The 18,433-nt window shown below is 59.8% G+C and carries 14 protein-coding genes; 10 read left to right on the forward strand and 4 right to left on the reverse strand.

The genetic code is table 11. The features are described 5' to 3' along the window. Positions 1–162: 162 nt before the first annotated feature. From gap to L1075_RS02875, 4 genes are all read left to right on the forward strand, one after another. Positions 163–1,164, forward strand: coding sequence for a type I glyceraldehyde-3-phosphate dehydrogenase (gap, locus tag L1075_RS02860; protein WP_040244442.1), 1,002 nt, complete (start codon positions 163–165; stop codon positions 1,162–1,164). A 381-nt stretch (positions 1,165–1,545) separates the two neighbouring features. Continuing rightward, on the forward strand, positions 1,546–1,836 hold the full coding sequence (locus L1075_RS02865; protein WP_040244441.1) for a hypothetical protein: 291 nt from the start codon (positions 1,546–1,548) through the stop codon (positions 1,834–1,836). A 75-nt stretch (positions 1,837–1,911) separates the two neighbouring features. Further along, positions 1,912–3,228, forward strand: coding sequence for a sensor domain-containing diguanylate cyclase (locus L1075_RS02870; protein ID WP_246939722.1), 1,317 nt, complete (start codon positions 1,912–1,914; stop codon positions 3,226–3,228). Positions 3,229–3,313: 85 nt separating this feature from the next. Beyond that, positions 3,314–4,120, forward strand: a complete 807-nt coding sequence (locus L1075_RS02875) for a dienelactone hydrolase family protein (RefSeq protein WP_246939725.1) — start codon at positions 3,314–3,316, stop codon at positions 4,118–4,120. A 52-nt stretch (positions 4,121–4,172) separates the two neighbouring features. On the opposite strand, the gene pncB is transcribed toward L1075_RS02875, so the two are convergent. Together pncB and L1075_RS02885 are read right to left on the reverse strand one after the other, a co-directional pair. Next, a complete protein-coding gene (gene pncB / locus L1075_RS02880) occupies positions 4,173–5,345 on the reverse strand; it encodes a nicotinate phosphoribosyltransferase (RefSeq protein WP_040244435.1) in 1,173 nt (390 codons plus the stop codon). Between the two features lie 102 nt (positions 5,346–5,447). Continuing rightward, a complete protein-coding gene (locus L1075_RS02885; RefSeq protein WP_040244432.1) occupies positions 5,448–5,744 on the reverse strand; it encodes a DUF4190 domain-containing protein in 297 nt (98 codons plus the stop codon). A 77-nt stretch (positions 5,745–5,821) separates the two neighbouring features. Between L1075_RS02885 and L1075_RS02890 the strand changes: the two genes are divergently transcribed. The 3 genes from L1075_RS02890 (at position 5,822) to L1075_RS02900 (ending at position 9,775) form a co-directional block, all read left to right on the forward strand. Then, complete coding sequence (locus L1075_RS02890; protein WP_246939937.1) at positions 5,822–6,964, forward strand: GNAT family N-acetyltransferase; 1,143 nt, start codon at positions 5,822–5,824, stop codon at positions 6,962–6,964. 68 nt (positions 6,965–7,032) lie between these two features. Beyond that, positions 7,033–8,862 (forward strand): monovalent cation:proton antiporter-2 (CPA2) family protein, encoded by a 1,830-nt coding sequence (locus L1075_RS02895; RefSeq protein WP_246939728.1) that lies wholly within the window; start codon positions 7,033–7,035, stop codon positions 8,860–8,862. Between the two features lie 79 nt (positions 8,863–8,941). Then, positions 8,942–9,775, forward strand: a complete 834-nt coding sequence (locus L1075_RS02900; RefSeq protein WP_246939731.1) for a fructosamine kinase family protein — start codon at positions 8,942–8,944, stop codon at positions 9,773–9,775. Here L1075_RS02900 and L1075_RS02905 read toward each other — a convergent pair. Together L1075_RS02905 and L1075_RS02910 are read right to left on the reverse strand one after the other, a co-directional pair. Beyond that, positions 9,772–10,674, reverse strand: a complete 903-nt coding sequence (locus L1075_RS02905) for an alpha/beta fold hydrolase (RefSeq protein ID WP_246894300.1) — start codon at positions 10,672–10,674, stop codon at positions 9,772–9,774. The genes L1075_RS02900 and L1075_RS02905 overlap by 4 nt on opposite strands. 62 nt (positions 10,675–10,736) lie before the next feature. Continuing rightward, complete coding sequence (locus L1075_RS02910) at positions 10,737–11,354, reverse strand: TetR family transcriptional regulator (protein ID WP_040244422.1); 618 nt, start codon at positions 11,352–11,354, stop codon at positions 10,737–10,739. A 160-nt stretch (positions 11,355–11,514) separates the two neighbouring features. On the opposite strand from L1075_RS02910, the gene L1075_RS02915 reads away from it, so the two are divergent. The 3 genes from L1075_RS02915 to L1075_RS02925 all read left to right on the forward strand — a co-directional run bounded on the left by L1075_RS02915 (position 11,515) and on the right by L1075_RS02925 (position 18,381). Continuing rightward, a complete protein-coding gene (locus L1075_RS02915; RefSeq protein WP_075370175.1) occupies positions 11,515–12,765 on the forward strand; it encodes an efflux RND transporter periplasmic adaptor subunit in 1,251 nt (416 codons plus the stop codon). Positions 12,766–12,768: 3 nt separating this feature from the next. Then, entirely contained in the window at positions 12,769–15,972 is a 3,204-nt protein-coding gene (locus tag L1075_RS02920; RefSeq protein WP_246939734.1) for an efflux RND transporter permease subunit, read from the forward strand. 114 nt (positions 15,973–16,086) lie between these two features. Beyond that, positions 16,087–18,381, forward strand: coding sequence for a mechanosensitive ion channel family protein (locus L1075_RS02925; protein ID WP_246939736.1), 2,295 nt, complete (start codon positions 16,087–16,089; stop codon positions 18,379–18,381). Positions 18,382–18,433: the final 52 nt, after the last annotated feature.

The following is an 18,433-nucleotide window of genomic DNA, read 5'->3' on the forward strand; positions in this document are numbered from 1 at the left end:
AGGACCTCATCAAGTGCGTTGGGTGATCATGTAAGTAAATTTAGCAAAAAATACCTTGATGGTCGTGCGTCTTTTGCCCAAATTAAGGGGATAGCTGTAGTATTCTTCCAAAAGATACTTATCGTATCCTTGGGGTCACGCCAATCAAAGGAGGAAGCCATTATGACGCTGCGTATTGCAATCAACGGGTTTGGGCGTATCGGGCGTAACGTCCTGCGGGCTCTCTACGAAAACGGTTATCGCGACCGCGTCGAGGTCGTGGCCATCAACGATCTGGGCGACCCGTCGCTCAACGCCCACCTACTCAAGCATGATAGCGTGCATGGGCACTTCATGTTCGAGGTGGGGCACGACGACGAGTCGCTGAACGTCGATGGCGACCGCATTCGCATATTATCCGAGCGTGATCCGGCCGCCTTGCCTTGGACATCGCTGAATGTCGATCTGGTCATGGAGTGCACGGGGCTCTTCACCAAGCGTGACGCCGCCGCCAAGCACCTCGAGGCTGGTGCCGAACGTGTGTTGATCTCCGCACCCAGCGGCGATGCCGATGCCATGGTGGTGTTCGGTGTCAACGAGGACGTGTTGACCAGTGAGCATCGTGTGGTTTCCAACGCCTCTTGCACCACCAATTGCCTGGCGCCGGTCGCCAAGGCGCTCAACGATGCGGTGGGCATCGAAAATGGCTTGATGACGACGGTGCATGCTTACACCAACGACCAGAATCTGTCCGATGTCTACCACAAGGATCCCTACCGGGCGCGTAGTGCGACCCAGTCGATGATTCCTACCAAGACGGGCGCTGCGGCGGCCGTAGGACGAGTGTTGCCCGAGCTCGAAGGCAAGTTCGATGGTTTGGCGGTCCGCGTGCCGGTCATCAATGTGTCGCTGGTCGATCTGACCTTTACTGCCGGCCGTGAAACCACTCAGGAAGAAATCAACGCCATCGTCGAGAAGGCGGCCGAGGACTCTCCGGTACTGGCCTCCAACGCCCAGCCACTGGTGTCGATCGACTTCAACCACGATGCGAACTCGTCCACCTTCGATGCCAATCACACGCGCGTCAACGGCCGTCTGGTCAAGGTGATGGCGTGGTACGACAACGAGTGGGGTTTCTCCAACCGTATGCTGGATACGGCACTGGCAATGCACGCGGCCAAGTAAGGTCGTCGTCGGTGACGTAACCACCCCGTGTGGGAGCGTCCGGATACACGTCTCGCGCACTCACGGCTCCGCTCGATCGTTGTCCGTTCGCTCTCGCTCCCCATCGGGTACGTCAGGTACCCGGGAAATCAGGCGCCTCAGGGCGCCTTTTTTCTGCCGGGACACTCAAGATTCGACACCCCCCGGCCGATGTTCAAAGTAAGGCAGCACCGCATTGCCATTGGCGTATTGCAACTTTCGTGACGATGCCTAAGCTCCTGCCCTGTAGAGAATGACGAAAGTGCCATTATGGTTCCAGAATCACGTCATGGTCGGGTTTATCCCCTTCCTGTGATAGACTATGAAGGGCATGCATCATTTCTCATCAACGGAACGGGCATCATGCGCGATTTTGTGCAACAGGCTCATCGGCTAGTCGGTGTCATGCTGCGCGACGGACACCGCAATCGCCAAGGAAAGATCACCGGTGTCGATCAATCGCGTGACACGCCTGCCGTCTACGTCGCTTGGTCGGGGCAGTCCCGTTGCGAGCGTGTGACGTTGAGCATTGAAGAGCTGCGCACCCTGGTGTCGGCCTATCTCGAAACGCATGATCGCCGACCCGTTGAGCAAGCCGAGCCGGAGGCGTCACCGGTCTCGCCGCCGCAGCGGCGCACCGGCGGGGTACGGTAGCCCGCTTGTGCCTTCGTCGAGTCAGCGGTCGTGTGAATTCGTCACGAAGCCTGTGAAGTGGGGCGATGACTCATTATGGACATACCGGCCGCGAAGGGTTTCTCCACGCTTCCCAGCGATTGCGATGCATTGCTGGAGGGCTCTCCCGCCATCCTATATGCGACCGGCCCCGGCTGGTGGCGTAACGATCTGCACTACGTCAGCTATAATCTCGCCACGCTGATCGGCGCTACTCGGGCGCAACTTCAATCTACTCCGACTTTGTGGCTCGAGCATGTGTGCGATGCCCAGGAAGTCGAAGCATGCCTGTTCGCGAGGCTGGCGGCGGGCGAGTCGCGTATTCGCCTGTATTACCGCATCGTGTGCGCCGAAGGGCATGTTCGCCACATGCAAGACGATATAGCGGTGCAGCGTGACGCCGCGGGCGATGTGATCGAGTTGATCGGTTCTCTGGCCGATATCAGCGAGACGCGGGTGGCGCTGGCCCGTCTGGAGGCACTAGCAGACAGCGAGCGTCGTTATCGTTTTATCGTCGAAAATGTCAGCGATGCCATCCTGTTGATGGATGCTGATGGGGAATGCCGCTTCGCGTCGCCGTCGATACGCGACCTGCTCGGGCATCGTCCCGAAACCTTGCATGAGCGTGGATTGTTGGAATTGTTGCCGCCGGATGATGCGCCGCGCGTGCAGCGCCTGATTCACGATGCCTCGCGTCATGGCGAGCCGCTGCGCATGGAGCTCCGCATGCGTCACCGGCTAGGTCATTATGTGTGGCTGGAGACTTGCTGCTCGCCTTATTTGAATCCTGCCAGTGAACGCTACGAGTGGATCCTCGCGGTGGCCCGCGACATTACCGACCGCAAGCATCGCGAGCATCGTCTGCATGAGCTTTCGACAACTGATAGCCTCACCGGGGCGCTCAATCGTGGCGCTTACTTGAGTTGCTTGCGTAGTGGCCTGGAGGCCGCCGATCATGTGTCGCAACGTGTTTCCCTGGTGATTTTCGATATCGACCATTTCAAGACGATCAACGACACTTGGGGGCATGCGGCCGGCGATCTGGTGTTGGCTTGTGTGGGCGAGATATGTCGCACTGCGTTGCGCGATCACGATGTGTTCGGACGCATCGGTGGTGAAGAATTCTCGCTGATGTTAACCAGTCAGTCGCTAAACGACGCGGCGTTGCTGGCCGAACGACTGCGCAAGAAATTCGAAAGCGTACGGGTCGAATTTCATGGCGAATGGCTGAGTTTCTCAGTAAGTTTTGGTGTGGCGGAACGCCAATCCCGCGAGGGGATGGAGTCGCTGCTACACCGTGCCGACATGGGGCTCTATGCCGCCAAGCACAACGGCCGCAACCGTGTGCATCAAGCGCCACCGCAACCCGTATGAACACGACGTTATGCAATTACCCGACTCTCGTATGCCACATCGCCGAGCGTTAGCCGGACACGGCGTAGTAATCAAGGAGAAAAACATGATGCGAATTCTGCTGGCCTGTTTGCTGAGCATGCTGAGCCTCGGTGCCTGGGCGGAGACCGTGGAAGGCCCGAAGGTCGTCGGCGAGACGTTCGAATACTCCACTGGTGGGGAAACGTATCAGGGGTATCTGGCACGCAACGTCAATGACGAGGAGCCGCGCCCGGCGGTGTTGTTGGTGCATGAGTGGTGGGGCCTCAACGATTACGCCAAGTCACGCGCTGACCAGTTGGCGGCGCTGGGTTTCGTCGCCTTGGCGGTCGATATGTACGGTGAAGGTAAGAATGCCCGGCATCCCGACGATGCGCAGGCGTTTTCCAAGCGTGTGATGAGCGATTGGCCGACGGCGCGCGCGAGCCTCGAAGCGGCCATGGCCAAGCTGCGAGAACAGCCCTACGTGCGTGGCGATCGCATGGCGGCGTTGGGATATTGCTTTGGTGGCGGCGTGGTGATGAACATGGCGCTGGCGGGCATGCCCATCGAGGCGGCGATCAGTTTCCATGGCAGCCCTACTCAAGCGGTCTCCGACCCGCAGCCCTTCGATGGCATCGTGCAGATTCACAATGGCGAAGCCGATGGCCTTGTCGAATCGGATGCGCTGGAGTCGATGGCACAGACGCTAAGCGATCAGGGCGCTGAGGTGCGCGTGGTGCAGTATCCGGGCGCCAAGCATGGTTTCAGCAATCCGGGATCCGATGCCAAGGCTGACGAGTTCGATCTGCCCTTGGGTTATGATGCCGCCGCCGACGCGGCCTCTTGGCAATCGGCCCTGGTGGCACTGGATCGTGCTCTCAACCAAGACTGACATACAATCCAGCGGCGCCATGCCGTGCCGCTAGATTGCTGCCGGGCGTGAATCAGGCGCGCCGAGAGAGTGCCAGAACGCGCTTGGCGAGTTCGATCATGTCGGCGTCGCCGGTGTTTTTGTCGGGGACGTCGGAAAGCTTGATCACCGGGATCCAGTGCTGCCCCTCTGGGCGCGCCTCGGTCATCTTGATGACCATGTTCATGGGCGTAACGCCGACATCGTTGGTGAAGTTGGTACCGATACCGAACGCGGTGGTAATGCGCCCACGACAGAAATTGTCGATACGCTCCACGCGCTCGGGGGTCAAGGCATCGGAGAAGATGATGGTCTTAGTGCGTGGGTCGATGCCCATGCGCTCGTAATGCGCGATGGTGGCGGCCGCGAAGTCAAGTGGGTCGCCGCTATCGTGACGCACGCCATCGAAGAGCTTGGCGAACTTCTTGTCGAAGCTGTCGAAGAAGGTGGCTGAGGTGAAGGTGTCGGTAAGCGCGATGCCCAGGTCACCGCGATAGACATCTACCCAATGCTCCAAGGCCAGGCTATTGGCCATCTTGAAGCCGAAGCGCGCACCGTGAAACATGAACCATTCGTGGGCATGCGTACCGATCGGTTTGACGCCATGTCGCATGGCTAGATGAACGTTGCTCGAACCGGAAAAGGTACCGCTCCCGTGATGGCATAGCGAAGCCACGACACGGTCGTGGACGTCATAAGAGTAGCGCCGACGGGTGCCGAACTCGGCGATCTTCAGGCCCATGCGCTTGTAGTGCTCGATCTTGTCGCGGGTGCGAGTATCGATGAGCGCATCCGAGTCGCGCTGACCGTCGCCCATCTGATACCAGATTTCGCTGATCAGCGCCATCAGCGGTACTTCCCAGAGGATGGTGCGATACCAGAGCCCCTCGATGCGCAACGTGAAGTGTCCGCCCTGTTGTACGATTTCGACTTCCTCGGGGTTGTAATGAAACCCCGACAGGAAGTCGAGATACGTCGGGTCGAGATAAGGGCAGGTGCGTTCCAGGTAACGCTTTTCCTCGAGGGTCAGCGACAGATTCGCCATGGCGTCCACTGCCTCGCGTAGTCGCTCGGCGAAGCCAGGGGGAAAGGTATGGTCACCCCGGTTGATAAAGGCATAGCGAGCTCGCGCATAAGGAAAGCGCTTGATGACCGCGCTTTGCATGGTGAACTTGTAAAAGTCGTTGTCGAGGAGCGAATCCAGCATCGTGCATCCTATACGGCGAGGTTCCGAAACGGGGACGCCAGCTTAGCGCAGCTATACGATAGGCACCACTGCCACCGGGCTTTGCGTCGGCTGGTGAAGTGCTTACATGAAGGCCATGACACCGAACATGGTGATCATGAAGCCGCCGAACAATAACAAGCCCGCGATCGATAGCAGGAGTAGTAGGTAACCGAGGATGAGTGCCGCCAGTGCCCAAGCATCGCCTTGTTCATTCGTACGACGGATCTGTCGGCGTGCCAGATGGCCGCAGACGACGCCACCCAGCGCGCTAGGCAACACGAAGATGCCCAGCACACTCAGCGCAAAAGCGACGATGGCCATGGTGTTGAGCTGCGGCGTTGGTGGTGGTGTGGATGGCGCGGGCGTGACGCGGGGCATCGCTTGCTCCAGAAATGGGTTGGCCTCACCCTAGCATGAGCCGTGATATTCGGGAATCCGCTTCGGGAGGCGTGGCGATGGGCGTGAAGATACGGGAACTGACGCGCGTAGCCGATGTCCCGCTCGAAACATGGAATGCGTTGGTAGGCAGGAGTTACCCCTTCCTGCGGCACGAATTTCTGGATGCCCTGGAAAGCACCGGCTGTGTAGACGCCGAGAGTGGCTGGGTGCCGCGCCACCTCTCGCTGTGGCAGGGCGAGCGCCTGGTGGGCGTGCTGCCGCACTATCTCAAGACGCATTCCTTTGGCGAGTACGTCTTCGACTGGAGCTGGGCCGAGGCCTGGGAGCGTGCCGGTGGGCGCTATTATCCCAAGCAGTTGAGCGCCATTCCCTTCACTCCTGCCGTCGGGCCGCGCCTGGCCGTGGCGTCCGACATCTCGTCCGCCCAGGCCATACAGACGGTAGCGGCTTTTCTTGAGGCGCGGGGCGACGACTTGTCGAGTTGGCATTTGTTGTTCGCCGATGAGCAAGAGATTACGCAGTGGCAAGCGCAGTGGCCCGCCCTGTTGAGACGTGAGGCGGTGCGTTTCGAGTGGCGCGATGCCGGTTACGGCGATTTCAAGGGCTTCCTGGCGTCAATGGTGGGAAGACGGCGCAAGGAGATTCGCCGTGAACGTCGCAAGGTCGCCGAACAAGGGGTGAGTCTGCATCGCCTGAGTGGGGACGACATCGATGCAGCCGCATTGGCCCATTTCTATCGCTGCTACCGCATCACCTATCTCGAGCGCGGGCAGATGCCTTATCTCAGCGAAGCATTCTTCAAGCGGCTGCGCGCGACGATGGGCGAGGCGCTCATGCTTGTGCAGGTGCGTCAGGGCGATACGCCGGTCGCTGCGGCGCTCTATCTACGCGGCGGTGATACGTTGTATGGACGCTATTGGGGCAGTGAAGTCGTTGCCGACTGCCTGCACTTCGAAGCATGTTATTACCAAGGTATCGAATACTGCCTGGAACAGGGCCTGCAACGCTTCGATCCCGGTACTCAGGGCGAACACAAGTTGATGCGTGGCTTTTCGCCCGAACTAAGTGTTTCGCTGCATTACTTGCCGCATGCGGGTTTTCGCGAGGCGGTAGAGCGGTTCTGTGCCGAGGAGCGCCAGGCCGTGGGAGACTATCGCCTGGCATGCCGCGAACGCTTACCGTTTCGTCACGTACAATGAGCAGTCACCATCGCTGGGAAGCGTGCCGTGGCGCGGTCATGGAAGGATCATATGAGGAAGGCTAGCGCATGAATTTTTTCTATGAGGCAACGGTACTGCTAGGCGCTGCCATCATCGCCGTGCCGCTGTTTCAACGCCTGGGGTTGGGCTCGATACTGGGCTATCTCGCGGTGGGGCTGCTGCTGGGGCCTTCCGTGCTAGGTTTTATCGCCGAGCCTGAAGAGGTGCTGCATTTCTCCGAGTTCGGCGTAGTGATGCTGTTGTTCCTCATCGGCCTCGAGATGGAGCCTTCGCGTTTGTGGGGCATGCGCAAGCAGCTGTTCGGACTGGGGCTTCTGCAATTGCTGGGGAGTGGTGTGCTGTTGACGCCCATCGGGCTGGCATTGGGGCTGACGTGGGAGCTTGCGGTGCTGCTGGGACTGATCCTGGCGCTATCTTCCACGGCGTTCGCTCTGCAGCTTCTCAATGAACAGCATCGCCTGGCGACACCCCACGGTCAGACGGCGTTCTCCATCCTGCTTTTCCAGGACCTGGCGGTGATCCCATTACTCGCCTTGCTGCCGTTATTCGCGGGCGATCTTAGTAGCCAAGGTAGCGCGTTGTGGCTGGATATCGGCAAAGCCGTGGGCATGGTGCTGGCGGCGATCGTCTTCGGGCGTCTGGTCTTTCCGCGCGTCCTGGCGCTCATCGCGCGTAGCGGTGTACACGAGGTGTTCACCGCTGCGGCGTTGTTCCTGGTACTGGCCCTGGCCTTGGTCATGGAATGGGCGGGGCTTTCCATGGCGCTGGGGGCCTTCTTGGGGGGCGTCATGCTGGCGGATACGGTTTATCGTCATGAGCTGGAAGCCAACATCGAGCCCTTCAAGGGCATACTGTTGGGGCTGTTCTTCATCGCCGTGGGTATGTCGGTCGACCTGGCGCTGGTCTTCGACAACGTAGGGTGGGTGCTGGGCATCACCCTGGGGTTATTGGTGGCCAAACTGGTCGTCATTACGCTGGTGGGCATGGTGGCGCGCCTGCCACGTCAGGAGATCCCGCGCCTGGCGACAGTGATTGCTCAGGGCGGCGAGTTCGACTTCGTATTGCTCAGCGCGGCGGTCAGTGCGGGGGTATTCGATCAGCGCATCGCCAGTCTGTGCATCGCGGCGGTGACCCTGAGCATGGCGCTCACGCCGTTTCTCTATCGTGGCGGTAATCGGCTCGCTGCTCGGATGGGGGAGAACCGCCCCTACGACAAGGACTTCGGCGAAGAAACACCGCCGGTACTGATCGCGGGGCTAGGGCGCTTCGGGCAGATGGTGGCGCGTGTACTCAAGTTGCAGGGCATCAGCTTTACCGCGCTCGACCCCAATATCACCCAGGTAGAGTTCATTCGACGCTTCGGCTCGCGCATCTATTATGCCGACGCCGCGCGCCTCGATGTCTTGCGCTCGGCGGGGCTTGCCCAGGCCAAGTTGCTGGTGATCGCGGTCGACGACGAAGAGGCGGCGCTGACCATCGCGCGGATGGTGCGCAATCATTACCCCCAGCTCAAGGTCTTCGCCCGTGCGCGTAACCGCCATCATGCCTGGCAACTGATGGAAATCGGCGTCGATTCCGTCGTACGCGAGACATTTGCCTCGAGCATGGAAATGAGCGTGGAAGTGCTCAAGGGGCTGGGCTACCCGGGCTCCAATGCGTTGGATGCCGTCCGCACTTTCCGCGACTTCGACAACCAATTGCTGGCGTCGTCTTACACCCATCGCCATGACTCGGAAGCCTTGATGAAGTCCGAGCGCGAGGCCATGGCCGAATTCCAGACGCTGTTTCAGCAAGACTTGAAGCAGCGCGGAGGCAAGGAAGCGAGCGCGGAGGCGGCTCCGGACACGGCGAGTACGCCCACATCGGAAGAACGTTGAGTATGTGTCGCTATCTGTAGCGTTACGGGGCAAGGTGCCCACGGCTCAGGAAAGAGACACCGGTTAACGGGAGGTCAATATGCAGGAATCGCTGCGTGCCGTGCTGGCATCGCAACATCTTGTCGCCCGGGGCGAGCCTCGAGCCTTGGCGGGGGGCGATATCGCCGAGGTCGTCTGGCTGGAAACCGATCAGGGCGCGGTGGTGGTCAAGCGCGACGACCCTGAGGCCCTGGCCGCCGAAGCGGAGGGGTTGCGCGTTCTGCGACGTGCGAACACCGAGCTGAAAGTGCCGACGGTGATCGTCCAGGAAGGAGAATGGTTGATCATGGAAGCATTGGCAGCGGGCGGCAAACGTGACGCAGCGAGGCTGGGCGCGGGCCTGCGCGGATTGCACAGCGTTCATGGCGAGCGTCATGGATGGCCGAGTGATAACCGCTGCGGGCCCACGGCGCAGCGCAACACGCCCTGTGATGATGGGCGCGTGTTTCAACGCGAGCACCGGCTAATGCCGTTGGGCACGGCCTGTGTCGAACGCGGCTTGCTGCCCACAACGCTGCTGGACGCTTTGAGCGATGTCGCCGAACGGCTCGAGACGTGGTTGCCGGACGTCCCACCAAGCCTCGTGCATGGCGACCTGTGGTCTGGCAATGTGCTTACCACGCCCGAAGGGCCGGCCATCATCGACCCTGCTGTCTACTATCATTATCCCGAGGTCGATCTGGCGATGCTGACGCTGTTCGGCGCGCCGGGCGAGGCGTTCTTCGAGGCTTACTGGGATGGCGCTCGCCCCGAGGACTGGGAGCATCGCGAGACGTTGTTCCAGTTATACCCGCTACTGAATCATTTGCTGCTATTCGGTGGTGCCTACCGGACGGGTGTCGAGCAGGCCATCGCGCGCTTGCAATCGACTTAATGTCGCCGGGACGTGCGCCACAGGCGTTGCCACCATGCCTTGCCAAGCGTAGGAGGGGCTACCCGACGAGTGTCGAGAAACGCGGCGATCGGGGCGCTCTGTGAAGCCTTGTCGAGCATGGGGGCATGGCCGCACCCGGGCACTTCGAGGATACGGGTGCTGGGTTGGTGGTAACGCATGGCCGATAGTGTTTGGTGCGACAGGATGTCGGATTGCATGCCGCGTATCGTCATCAAGGGGCAGCGCAGAGCTTTCCAGGCTGCCCACAGGTCGCGTGGCGTGTCATGGACGAATTGCTCGGCGATACGCGGATCGAAATGGTGGCTCCAGCTCCCATCGGGTAAACGCCGAGCACTGCCCAAGAGCAGGCGTTGCCATACCGCCTCGCTATCGATACCGAAGCTCTGGTAGTGATCGCGGATTTCCGATTCCAGTGCCCGCAAGGTCGTGAACCGCTGCGTCGAGATGAAGTGATTCGCCAGGCGTTGCAGGCCTTTCGCTTCGATGGTCGGGCCGACGTCATTGAGGATAAGAGCCGCTACACGGTGGCCGTGTGACGCGTCGGCGGCCAAGAGTAGCCCCAGCAGCCCGCCCATCGACGTACCCAGCCACGGAACGCTCGTGAGTTCGAAGTGATCGAGGACCGCGATGGCAATACGCATGTAATGTGCGTAGAGATAATCGTAGGCGGGAAAGAGCGACCAACTGGAAAGGCCGCGTCCTGGTGTATCGGGGGCGATCAGCCGCCAGCGGGGGCCAAGCAGCCGAGCCAGGAACTCGAAGTCGCCGCCATGCCTCGATAGGCCGTGCCAGGCGATCAATGTCCGTGGGGCATCGGGATGCCAGACGCGCACGGCGATCTCGAGCTCACGGTGCTGGAGCAGAACAAGCTCATCCACGGCGCGGTCCTGAATATCGGCACGTCTTCAGTATAGACGTGATGCTGCAATGCAGTAGAACCTTAGACGCGCCGCGTGATGAGGTAAAACAGACTGTCGATCGCCTCGCCGCCGCTTTCGCGCAGCGAGAAACTATCGGGAGCTCGGAGCCAATCGTGTACCAAGCCGCCGATCATTGAATGCAGCATCAGGGTGGCGGCATCCGGTGCGATCTCGTCGATGAGCAGGCCTTCATCATGAGCCTGTTGAAAACAGCGCCGTACGACTTCGCGGCAATCCGAGGCCAAGCGGTTTTGAAGCTCCACAGGGTTGATGTCGCTGATGAATTCGCAGCGATGCATCAAGATGGTGTGGACACGACATGAACGTGGGCGCTCGAGCATCTCGAAGGCGTGTAGCGTGGCGAGTCGCAGCGTATCCAGCGGTCCTGTGACCTGGCACTCGACGGTGATGTCGTCGATGATCTGCTGGAGCGGCATCTTGACCCGGTCGAGCATGGCATGGAACAGGTCGGCTTTGTTCTTGAAGTGCCAATACACGGCACCGCGCGTCATGCCGGCATGACGTGCGATATGTTCGAGCGAGGTACGTGAGACGCCTTTTTCGAGGAAGACGTCTTCGGCGGCATCGAGCAAGGCTTCTCGCGTGGCCTCGGCTTCGGCTTTGGTTCTGCGGGGCATGGCGTGATCTCGTTGATGAATCCAGCCAGACGGTAGGGATGAGCACCGAGTGGCGAGACTTTTTTAGCCATCATACCCCAAGTGAATGGCATTTACATTCATGTATGTATGCGTGTAGTCTTAGCCATCATTGATCTCGATCAAACAAGGTAAAACACCGATGGTATCCACGACAGGGAATGAGCGCCGGGGTCTTTGGGCCGTGGCGTTGGCGGGCGTTCTGTTGATGGGCTGCGGCAGCGATGAAGATGCCCAGCAGCAGTCAAGCGACGCTTCTTCTCCGCCGCCCAAAAAGGCTCAGGTCATGGAAATGGCCAAGCGCGACATATCGCTCGACAAATCTTATCCTGCCATGCTGCGTAGCGATAATGAAGTGACTGTCGTGGCTCGTGTCAGCGGTACGCTCGAAGAACGGCATTTCGACCCCGGCCAACAGGTCGAGAAGGGCGATAGCCTCTACACGATCGAGCCTGAGGTCTATGAAGCCACCGTGCGCCAGCGCGAGGCGGATCTGCAGAGTGCCCAGGCCGATGCGGAACTGGCGCAGACGAATGCTGCTCGCTACGAGCGCCTGCTCAAGCAGAATTCCGTCAGCGTTCAGCAGCGCGACCAGGCACAGGCCGACCTCAAGGTGGCGCGTGCCAGCGTTGCCCAGGCGCAAGCGGCACTGGATAGCGCGCGTATCGATCTTGATTATACCGATGTCGAGGCGCCGGTGTCGGGCATGATCAGCCTGAGCGAGGTGAATCTCGGCAACCTCGTCAACGATGGCGCCGAGTTGGCGACGATTACGCCGCTCAATCCTCTCGAGGTGCGTTTCCAACTGCCTCAGGAAGAAGCCTTCGAACTACGCCGTCAGCGCGAGCAACAGGGTAAGGAGGCGATTACCGCCGAACTGCAGATTCCGGCATTGCCGGGACAGACCCTCAAAGGGAATGTGGAATTCTTGGGCTCGCGTGTCAGCGAAAGCACCAGCACCGTGCAAGCCAACGCCTTCTTCGACAATCCCGATGGCATGTTCATGCCGGGACAATTCGTGCGTGTCGAGCTGGATGGCGTGAAGCGTTTTGATGTATTTGCCGTGCCCGAGATTGCTGTGACGCAAGGGCTGATGGGCCCTCAAGTCTATGTGCTGAATGAAGAAGGCAAGGTGCGCACGCAGACCGTGCAGCTCGGCGATACAGCGGGACCGTGGATGATCATTACGGACGGAATCAAGGCGGGAGACCGCGTCGTGGTCAGCGACCCAGGCAACATCAGCGCCGGTGCGAGCATCGATCCTCAGCCGTTCGACGGCGATGCCGAAGCGCTCTCGGGTGCCGAAAAAGGCGAGGCTGCATCAGGAAGTCAGACCGAGAAGAAAGGGGCATCCAATGGCGATGGCCATGCCAACGAGGAAGGTGGAGCCTGACGGATGAATATTTCCAACTTCTTCATAAAACGGCCGGTCTTCGCCACCGTTATTTCGATCATCGTGGCGGTGATCGGGATAATGGCGATGCGCGTCTTGCCCATCGAGCAATATCCCAGCGTCGTACCCCCAACGGTTTCCGTGCAGGCAACCTATCCCGGTGCCGATGCCGAGACGGTCTCTAAGACCGTGGCGGCTCCGATCGCCGAGGCGATCAACGGGGTCGAGGACATGATCTACATGACCTCGACCAGTGCCGATAATGGCTCGATGCGAATGAACGTCTCGTTCGGTATCGGTACTGACGGTGATATCAACACGATCAACGTCAATAACCGTGTTCAGCAGGCGTTGTCGCAGTTGCCTGAATCGGTGCAATCGCAAGGGGTCACGGTTGAGCTGAGTTCAAGCAGTATCTTGATGTTGGTGGCGTTGACGTCGCCGACGGATGAATACAACAACATCTACATGCAGAACTACGCCACGCTCAATATCCTCAATGAACTCCGCCAGGTCCCTGGCGTGGGGACGGCCGAGGTGCTGGGAGGCGGCGAGTTCGCTATGCGTATCTGGCTCAATCCGGATAAATTAGCGCAGTACGACATGACGTCGGCCGAGGTGGCCAGTGCCATCCAGTCGCAGAACACTGAAATTCCGGCGGGGGCTTTGGCGCAGGCACCGCAAGACGATCCGCGTGCGTATACGTATACCATTACGGCGCCGGGGCGTTTGGCCGATGCGGATCAGTTCCGCGATATCATCCTACGCACCAACAATGATGGTTCGGCGCTGCACTTGAGCGATGTGGCGCGTGTCGAACTGGGAGCGTCGTCCTATTCGGTCAACGCCAACATGAACGGCGCCACCATGACGCCGATCATGATCAATCAGCAGCCCGGCGCCAATGCCCTGGAAACTGCCGAGGCCGTCAAGAGCAAGATGGACGAGCTATCCGAGCGTTTCCCGCCGGGGCTCGAGTATGACGTGCCTTACGACACTACCTTGTTCATCGATGCCTCGGTGGAGTCGGTCTTCCATACGTTCATCGAGGCGTTGCTGATCGTTGCGGTGATCGTGTTCATCTTTCTGCAGAACTGGCGCACCACGATCATTGCCATGTCGGTGGTGCCGGTATCGGTGGTGGGTACCTTCGCCGGGCTTTACATGTTCGGCTTCTCGATCAACTTGTTGTCGCTGTTTGCCATGGTGCTGGCGATCGGCATCGTGGTCGATGACGCGATACTGGTGGTGGAAAACGTCGAGCGATTACTGGAGGAAGATCCCGAGATCCCCATACGCAAGGCGGCCATTACCGCCATGAAAGAAGTGAGCGGCCCCGTTATCGCGACTTCGTTCATCATGGCGGCGGTGTTTATACCGGTGGCCTTCTTGGGTGGTTTTACCGGCCAGATCTACCAGCAGTTCGCGTTGACCATCGCGATCTCCGTGGCCATCTCGGCGGTCGTGGCCTTGACCTTTACGCCGGCGATGAGCGCGCTTTTCGTCAAGCACAAGTCAGAAATAGGCGATTCCAAGATCGCGCGTGCCGCTTCGACGCCATTCCGTCTGTTCGATCGCTTCTTCGATTGGCTGACACGGGGTTACATGGCAATCGTACGTTTACTGGTCAAGGCTTGGGTGCTGACGCTGGTATTGGCGGCGCTCATCATCGGTACTTCCTACTGGCTGTACCAGAGCAATCCCTCGACATTGATTCCCGAAACCGACCAGGGGATCGCTATCGCGAGTATCACCTTGCCGCAAGGCGCATCCGTGGCGCGCACCACGGAGTACATGGACAAGCTGAGCGACAAGATCGAGCAGGACCCGGCGGTGGCGTATTCTACGGCGGTGGCGGGCTACGACATGCTGTCCAGCGCGGTCAATACGGCCAAGGGCGTGATGTTCATCACCATGAAGCCGTGGGGTGATCGTGAGGAGTCCGTCGAGGACATGATCGCCAAGATCAATCGCATTGGGGCTGGTCTGGAGGGCGGTACGACCATGGCCTTCAACATGCCGCCGATCATCGGGCTTTCCACCACGGGGGGCTTCACCGGTTATCTGCAGTCCTATGGCGGGGCTGACTCTCAGGAGTTGATGCAGGCTTCCGGTAAAATAATGCAAGCCGCCAACAAGCGTCCGGAGCTGGCCCAGGTGTTCACCACCTTCGATGCCTCGGTGCCATCGTATCGGGCGCGTATAGACCAGGAAAAAGCCCTGAGTTACGGGGTGTCGATCGATGATCTCAATACGACGCTTTCGAATACGCTAGGCAGCGGTTTCGTGAACTATTTCACGTATCAGAACCGCAATTTCCAGGTCTACATGCAGAACGAGGACACGTTCCGGCAAACACCCGATGACTTGAACAAGATCTTCGTGCGTGGCGGCGATGGCGAGCGGATCCCGATTTCCGAGTTCGTGAAGCTCGAACGTCAGTCGGCACCCTCTGTGGTATCGCGCTTCGGGGTCTATCCGTCGGCGCAGTTCCAGGGTGGCCCTGCGCCGGGCTATAGCTCGGGCCAGGCGATCGCCGCGATGCAAGAGGTGGTTCAGCAAGAACTCGGCAACGAGTGGGGCATGGGCTGGACAGGCACGTCCTTCCAAGAGGCCAATGCCGGCAATGCCGCAATTATTGCCATTACCTTCGGCATTCTGATGGTCTTCTTGATCCTGGCGGCGCAGTACGAAAGCTGGGCGTTGCCGCTGGCGGTTATCACGGCGGTACCCTTTGCCTTTATCGGGTCCATCGGCGGGATCGTGCTGCGTGGATTGGATACCAGTGTCTATGTCCAGGTGGGCATGCTGGTGGTGGTCGGGTTGGCGGCCAAAAATGCCATCCTGATCGTCGAGTTCGCCGAGTTGCAACGGCGCGAACTCGGCAAGTCGATCCGTGAGGCCGCATTGACCGCTTCTGAGCTGCGTTTCCGGCCGATCGTGATGACCTCGCTGGCGTTCATCTTCGGGACCTTGCCGCTGGCCATCGCGAGTGGTGCCAATGACACCAACAGCCATCATATCGGCACCACGGTGGCGATGGGGATGGTCTCGGTGGCCGTGTTGGCAAGCTTCTTCGTGCCAGCCTTCTACGCCATGATCGCCAACGCGCAGGTATGGCTGCAGAAGAAACGTGGCGTATCCTCTCATCACGAAGATGACGACGAGTCGTCGGCAACGTCCGGGCCGCCGGCAAACAGCCACTGATTTTCGATTGAATCGACTATGGCCAGGGCCTCGCGCCCTGGCTTTTTTATGTGTGCGTGCATGGTGCAGACGTGCCGGCCGGTTGGTTGCGACGCTCGGCTAGGGCACTCTGTCATGATGGGAAGACGAGGTGAGGTGAGCATGATCAAGGGCGTGGCGCATTGGTACCGAGGAATCCTCCTCTTGTGTGCATTACTAGTTTTTTCCGGCAGTGCGTGGGGCCAGAGTGCATCCCCGCTGGCGGCTCTGTCCGGGGGCAGTAACGGGCAGGCATCACAAGATGAGGTGCCATCGAACGAGCAGGCGCGTGCCTCGTTAGATAGCGTCATCTCGATGCTCGAGGATCAGGAGCGTCGAGACGCCTTGCTCACACAGTTGCGCGAGTTGCGAGCCTCGCTGGAGGGCGCCGATGCTGACGCCGAGCCAGAGTCGCCGCGAGGGCTATTGGGGGCCATTGCGGACTCGCTGACCTCATTGAGCGATTCCGGCGAGGTCGTGACCCCGTTCGAGTATTGGCAACGCCTGGGCGAACGGGCGGGGAGCACTCTGACGCAGCGCGTCGCGTCGCTGGAGTCGTTGCTGCATCTCGTCGGCGATTTCGTCTGGGTGCTGGGATTGTGGGGCGGTAGCGCGGCGCTGATGGTGTTCGGGGGGCGCAGCTTGGCCAAACGTATGGATATGCAGCTCACGCTCAGCGCCGAGCCGAGCACCTGGATGCTGATACGCCATATGCTGCGGCGCTTGCTACCCTGGGGCCTCGCCTTCGGCCTTACTCTGGGTGTCGTGCACGGCATGACGTCCACACTGGGGATGACGCTGGCGATGGTGATCGCTTACATTACCTTGTGCGGGATTCTGTTCACCGCCGTGTGTGAAGTCGTCTTCTCGCTATTCGCTAACGGCCATCGTCGTGTTGCTTTGCGTATTCTGCATCGTCGGGCCGCTCGCTGGCTTTTCATAATTGGCGCGCTGGTCGCCTTGGGCGATGCCTCGAATGCCTCGGAACTGCGCTCGGACTTGGGAGCGTCGTTAGCGGAAATGGTCTCGATGCTCTCCAATGTCACCGCCGCCTTGTTGACGGGGGCGTTTACGATCCGCTTCAAGCGCCCGATCAAGCATCTGATCCGTAATCGGCCCTATCGCTACAGGCGCGATAAGCGTGCCAGCAGTGAATTGATCCAGGTGATCGGGTCATTGTGGCATGTGCCGATTCTGCTCATGGTCGTGGTTTCGCTGGTTGCGATCCTGACATCGGAGGGCGATTCGCGCAGCGCCTTCGCCAAGGCCATCGTGACCGCCGGATTACTGGTAGTGACCCTCATCATCAATGGCCTGATTCATCGCCATGCCGAGCAGCCTTCCAAACTGCGTCGTCAGTCACAGTATCGGCGGCGTCTGCTGCGCTTCGGTTATACTCTGGCGCACTTGGTCAGCTGGTTGGTCTTCGCCGAGTTAGCGATGCGTGTCTGGGGCTTGTCGTTGTTGGCCTTTGGTGGAGACGAGGGCATCAGCCAGCGTATTGGACAATCGCTGATCAGTATCGGCATGACACTGTTGCTGGCATGGCTGGTCTGGATTCTTGCCGATACCGCGATCGAGCGGGCGTTGCTCTCCTCCAAACGCGCTCGCAGCGGGCGCGCGCAGAGCACGCGGGCGCAAACCATCACGCCGTTGATTCGCAATGTGGTCTTCGCCACCATCGTGATTATCGCGGTCATCGTGGCGCTGGCCAATCTGGGGGTCAACGTCACGCCGCTGCTGGCCGGTGCCGGGGTCATCGGTCTGGCAGTGGGCTTCGGCGCTCAGACGCTGGTCCAGGACTTGATCACGGGGCTTTTCATCCTGATCGAGGATTCGCTGGCCATCGACGATTTCGTCGACCTGAGCGGACACATGGGAACGGTCGAGGGATTGAGTCTGCGCACCGTGCGTTTGCGTGACCTGGATGGCATCGTGCATACAATTCCCTTTAGCCAGATCAAGGGAATCCAGAATTTTTCACGGGAATTCGGCATCGCCCTGATGCGTGTCCGCGTGGCGCATCATATGAAGATCGACGAAGCGATCGCTATCGTGCGTGAAGTGGCCGAAGAGTTGCGCCGCGATCCGATGATGCGGCATTACATCTGGTCGCCCCTGGAGCTCCAGGGGGTGGAAAGTTTCGATGCCGGCGCGGCGATTTTGCGTATGCGCATGCGCACGGCGCCGATCATGCAGTGGGACGTGGCGCGGGCTTTCAATCTGCGGCTCAAGCGACGTTTCGATGAACTGGGCATGGAACTCGCCATGCCGCGTATGAGCGTGAGTCTCGAGCAGTCATCGGTCGAGGCTGAGAACCTGCCGACTGCGACTGAGCATGCCACGACGGCCAGTGGCGATGTCAGCGATGCGCCATCCGACACCAGTTGATCGCGACTGCGAAGGTGGTTATCTAGAAAAAAGGGGATGACGCATGTCATGG

Source organism: Chromohalobacter beijerinckii, from assembly GCF_023061185.1.
GTDB classification, from domain to species: Bacteria; Pseudomonadota; Gammaproteobacteria; order Pseudomonadales; family Halomonadaceae; genus Chromohalobacter; species Chromohalobacter beijerinckii.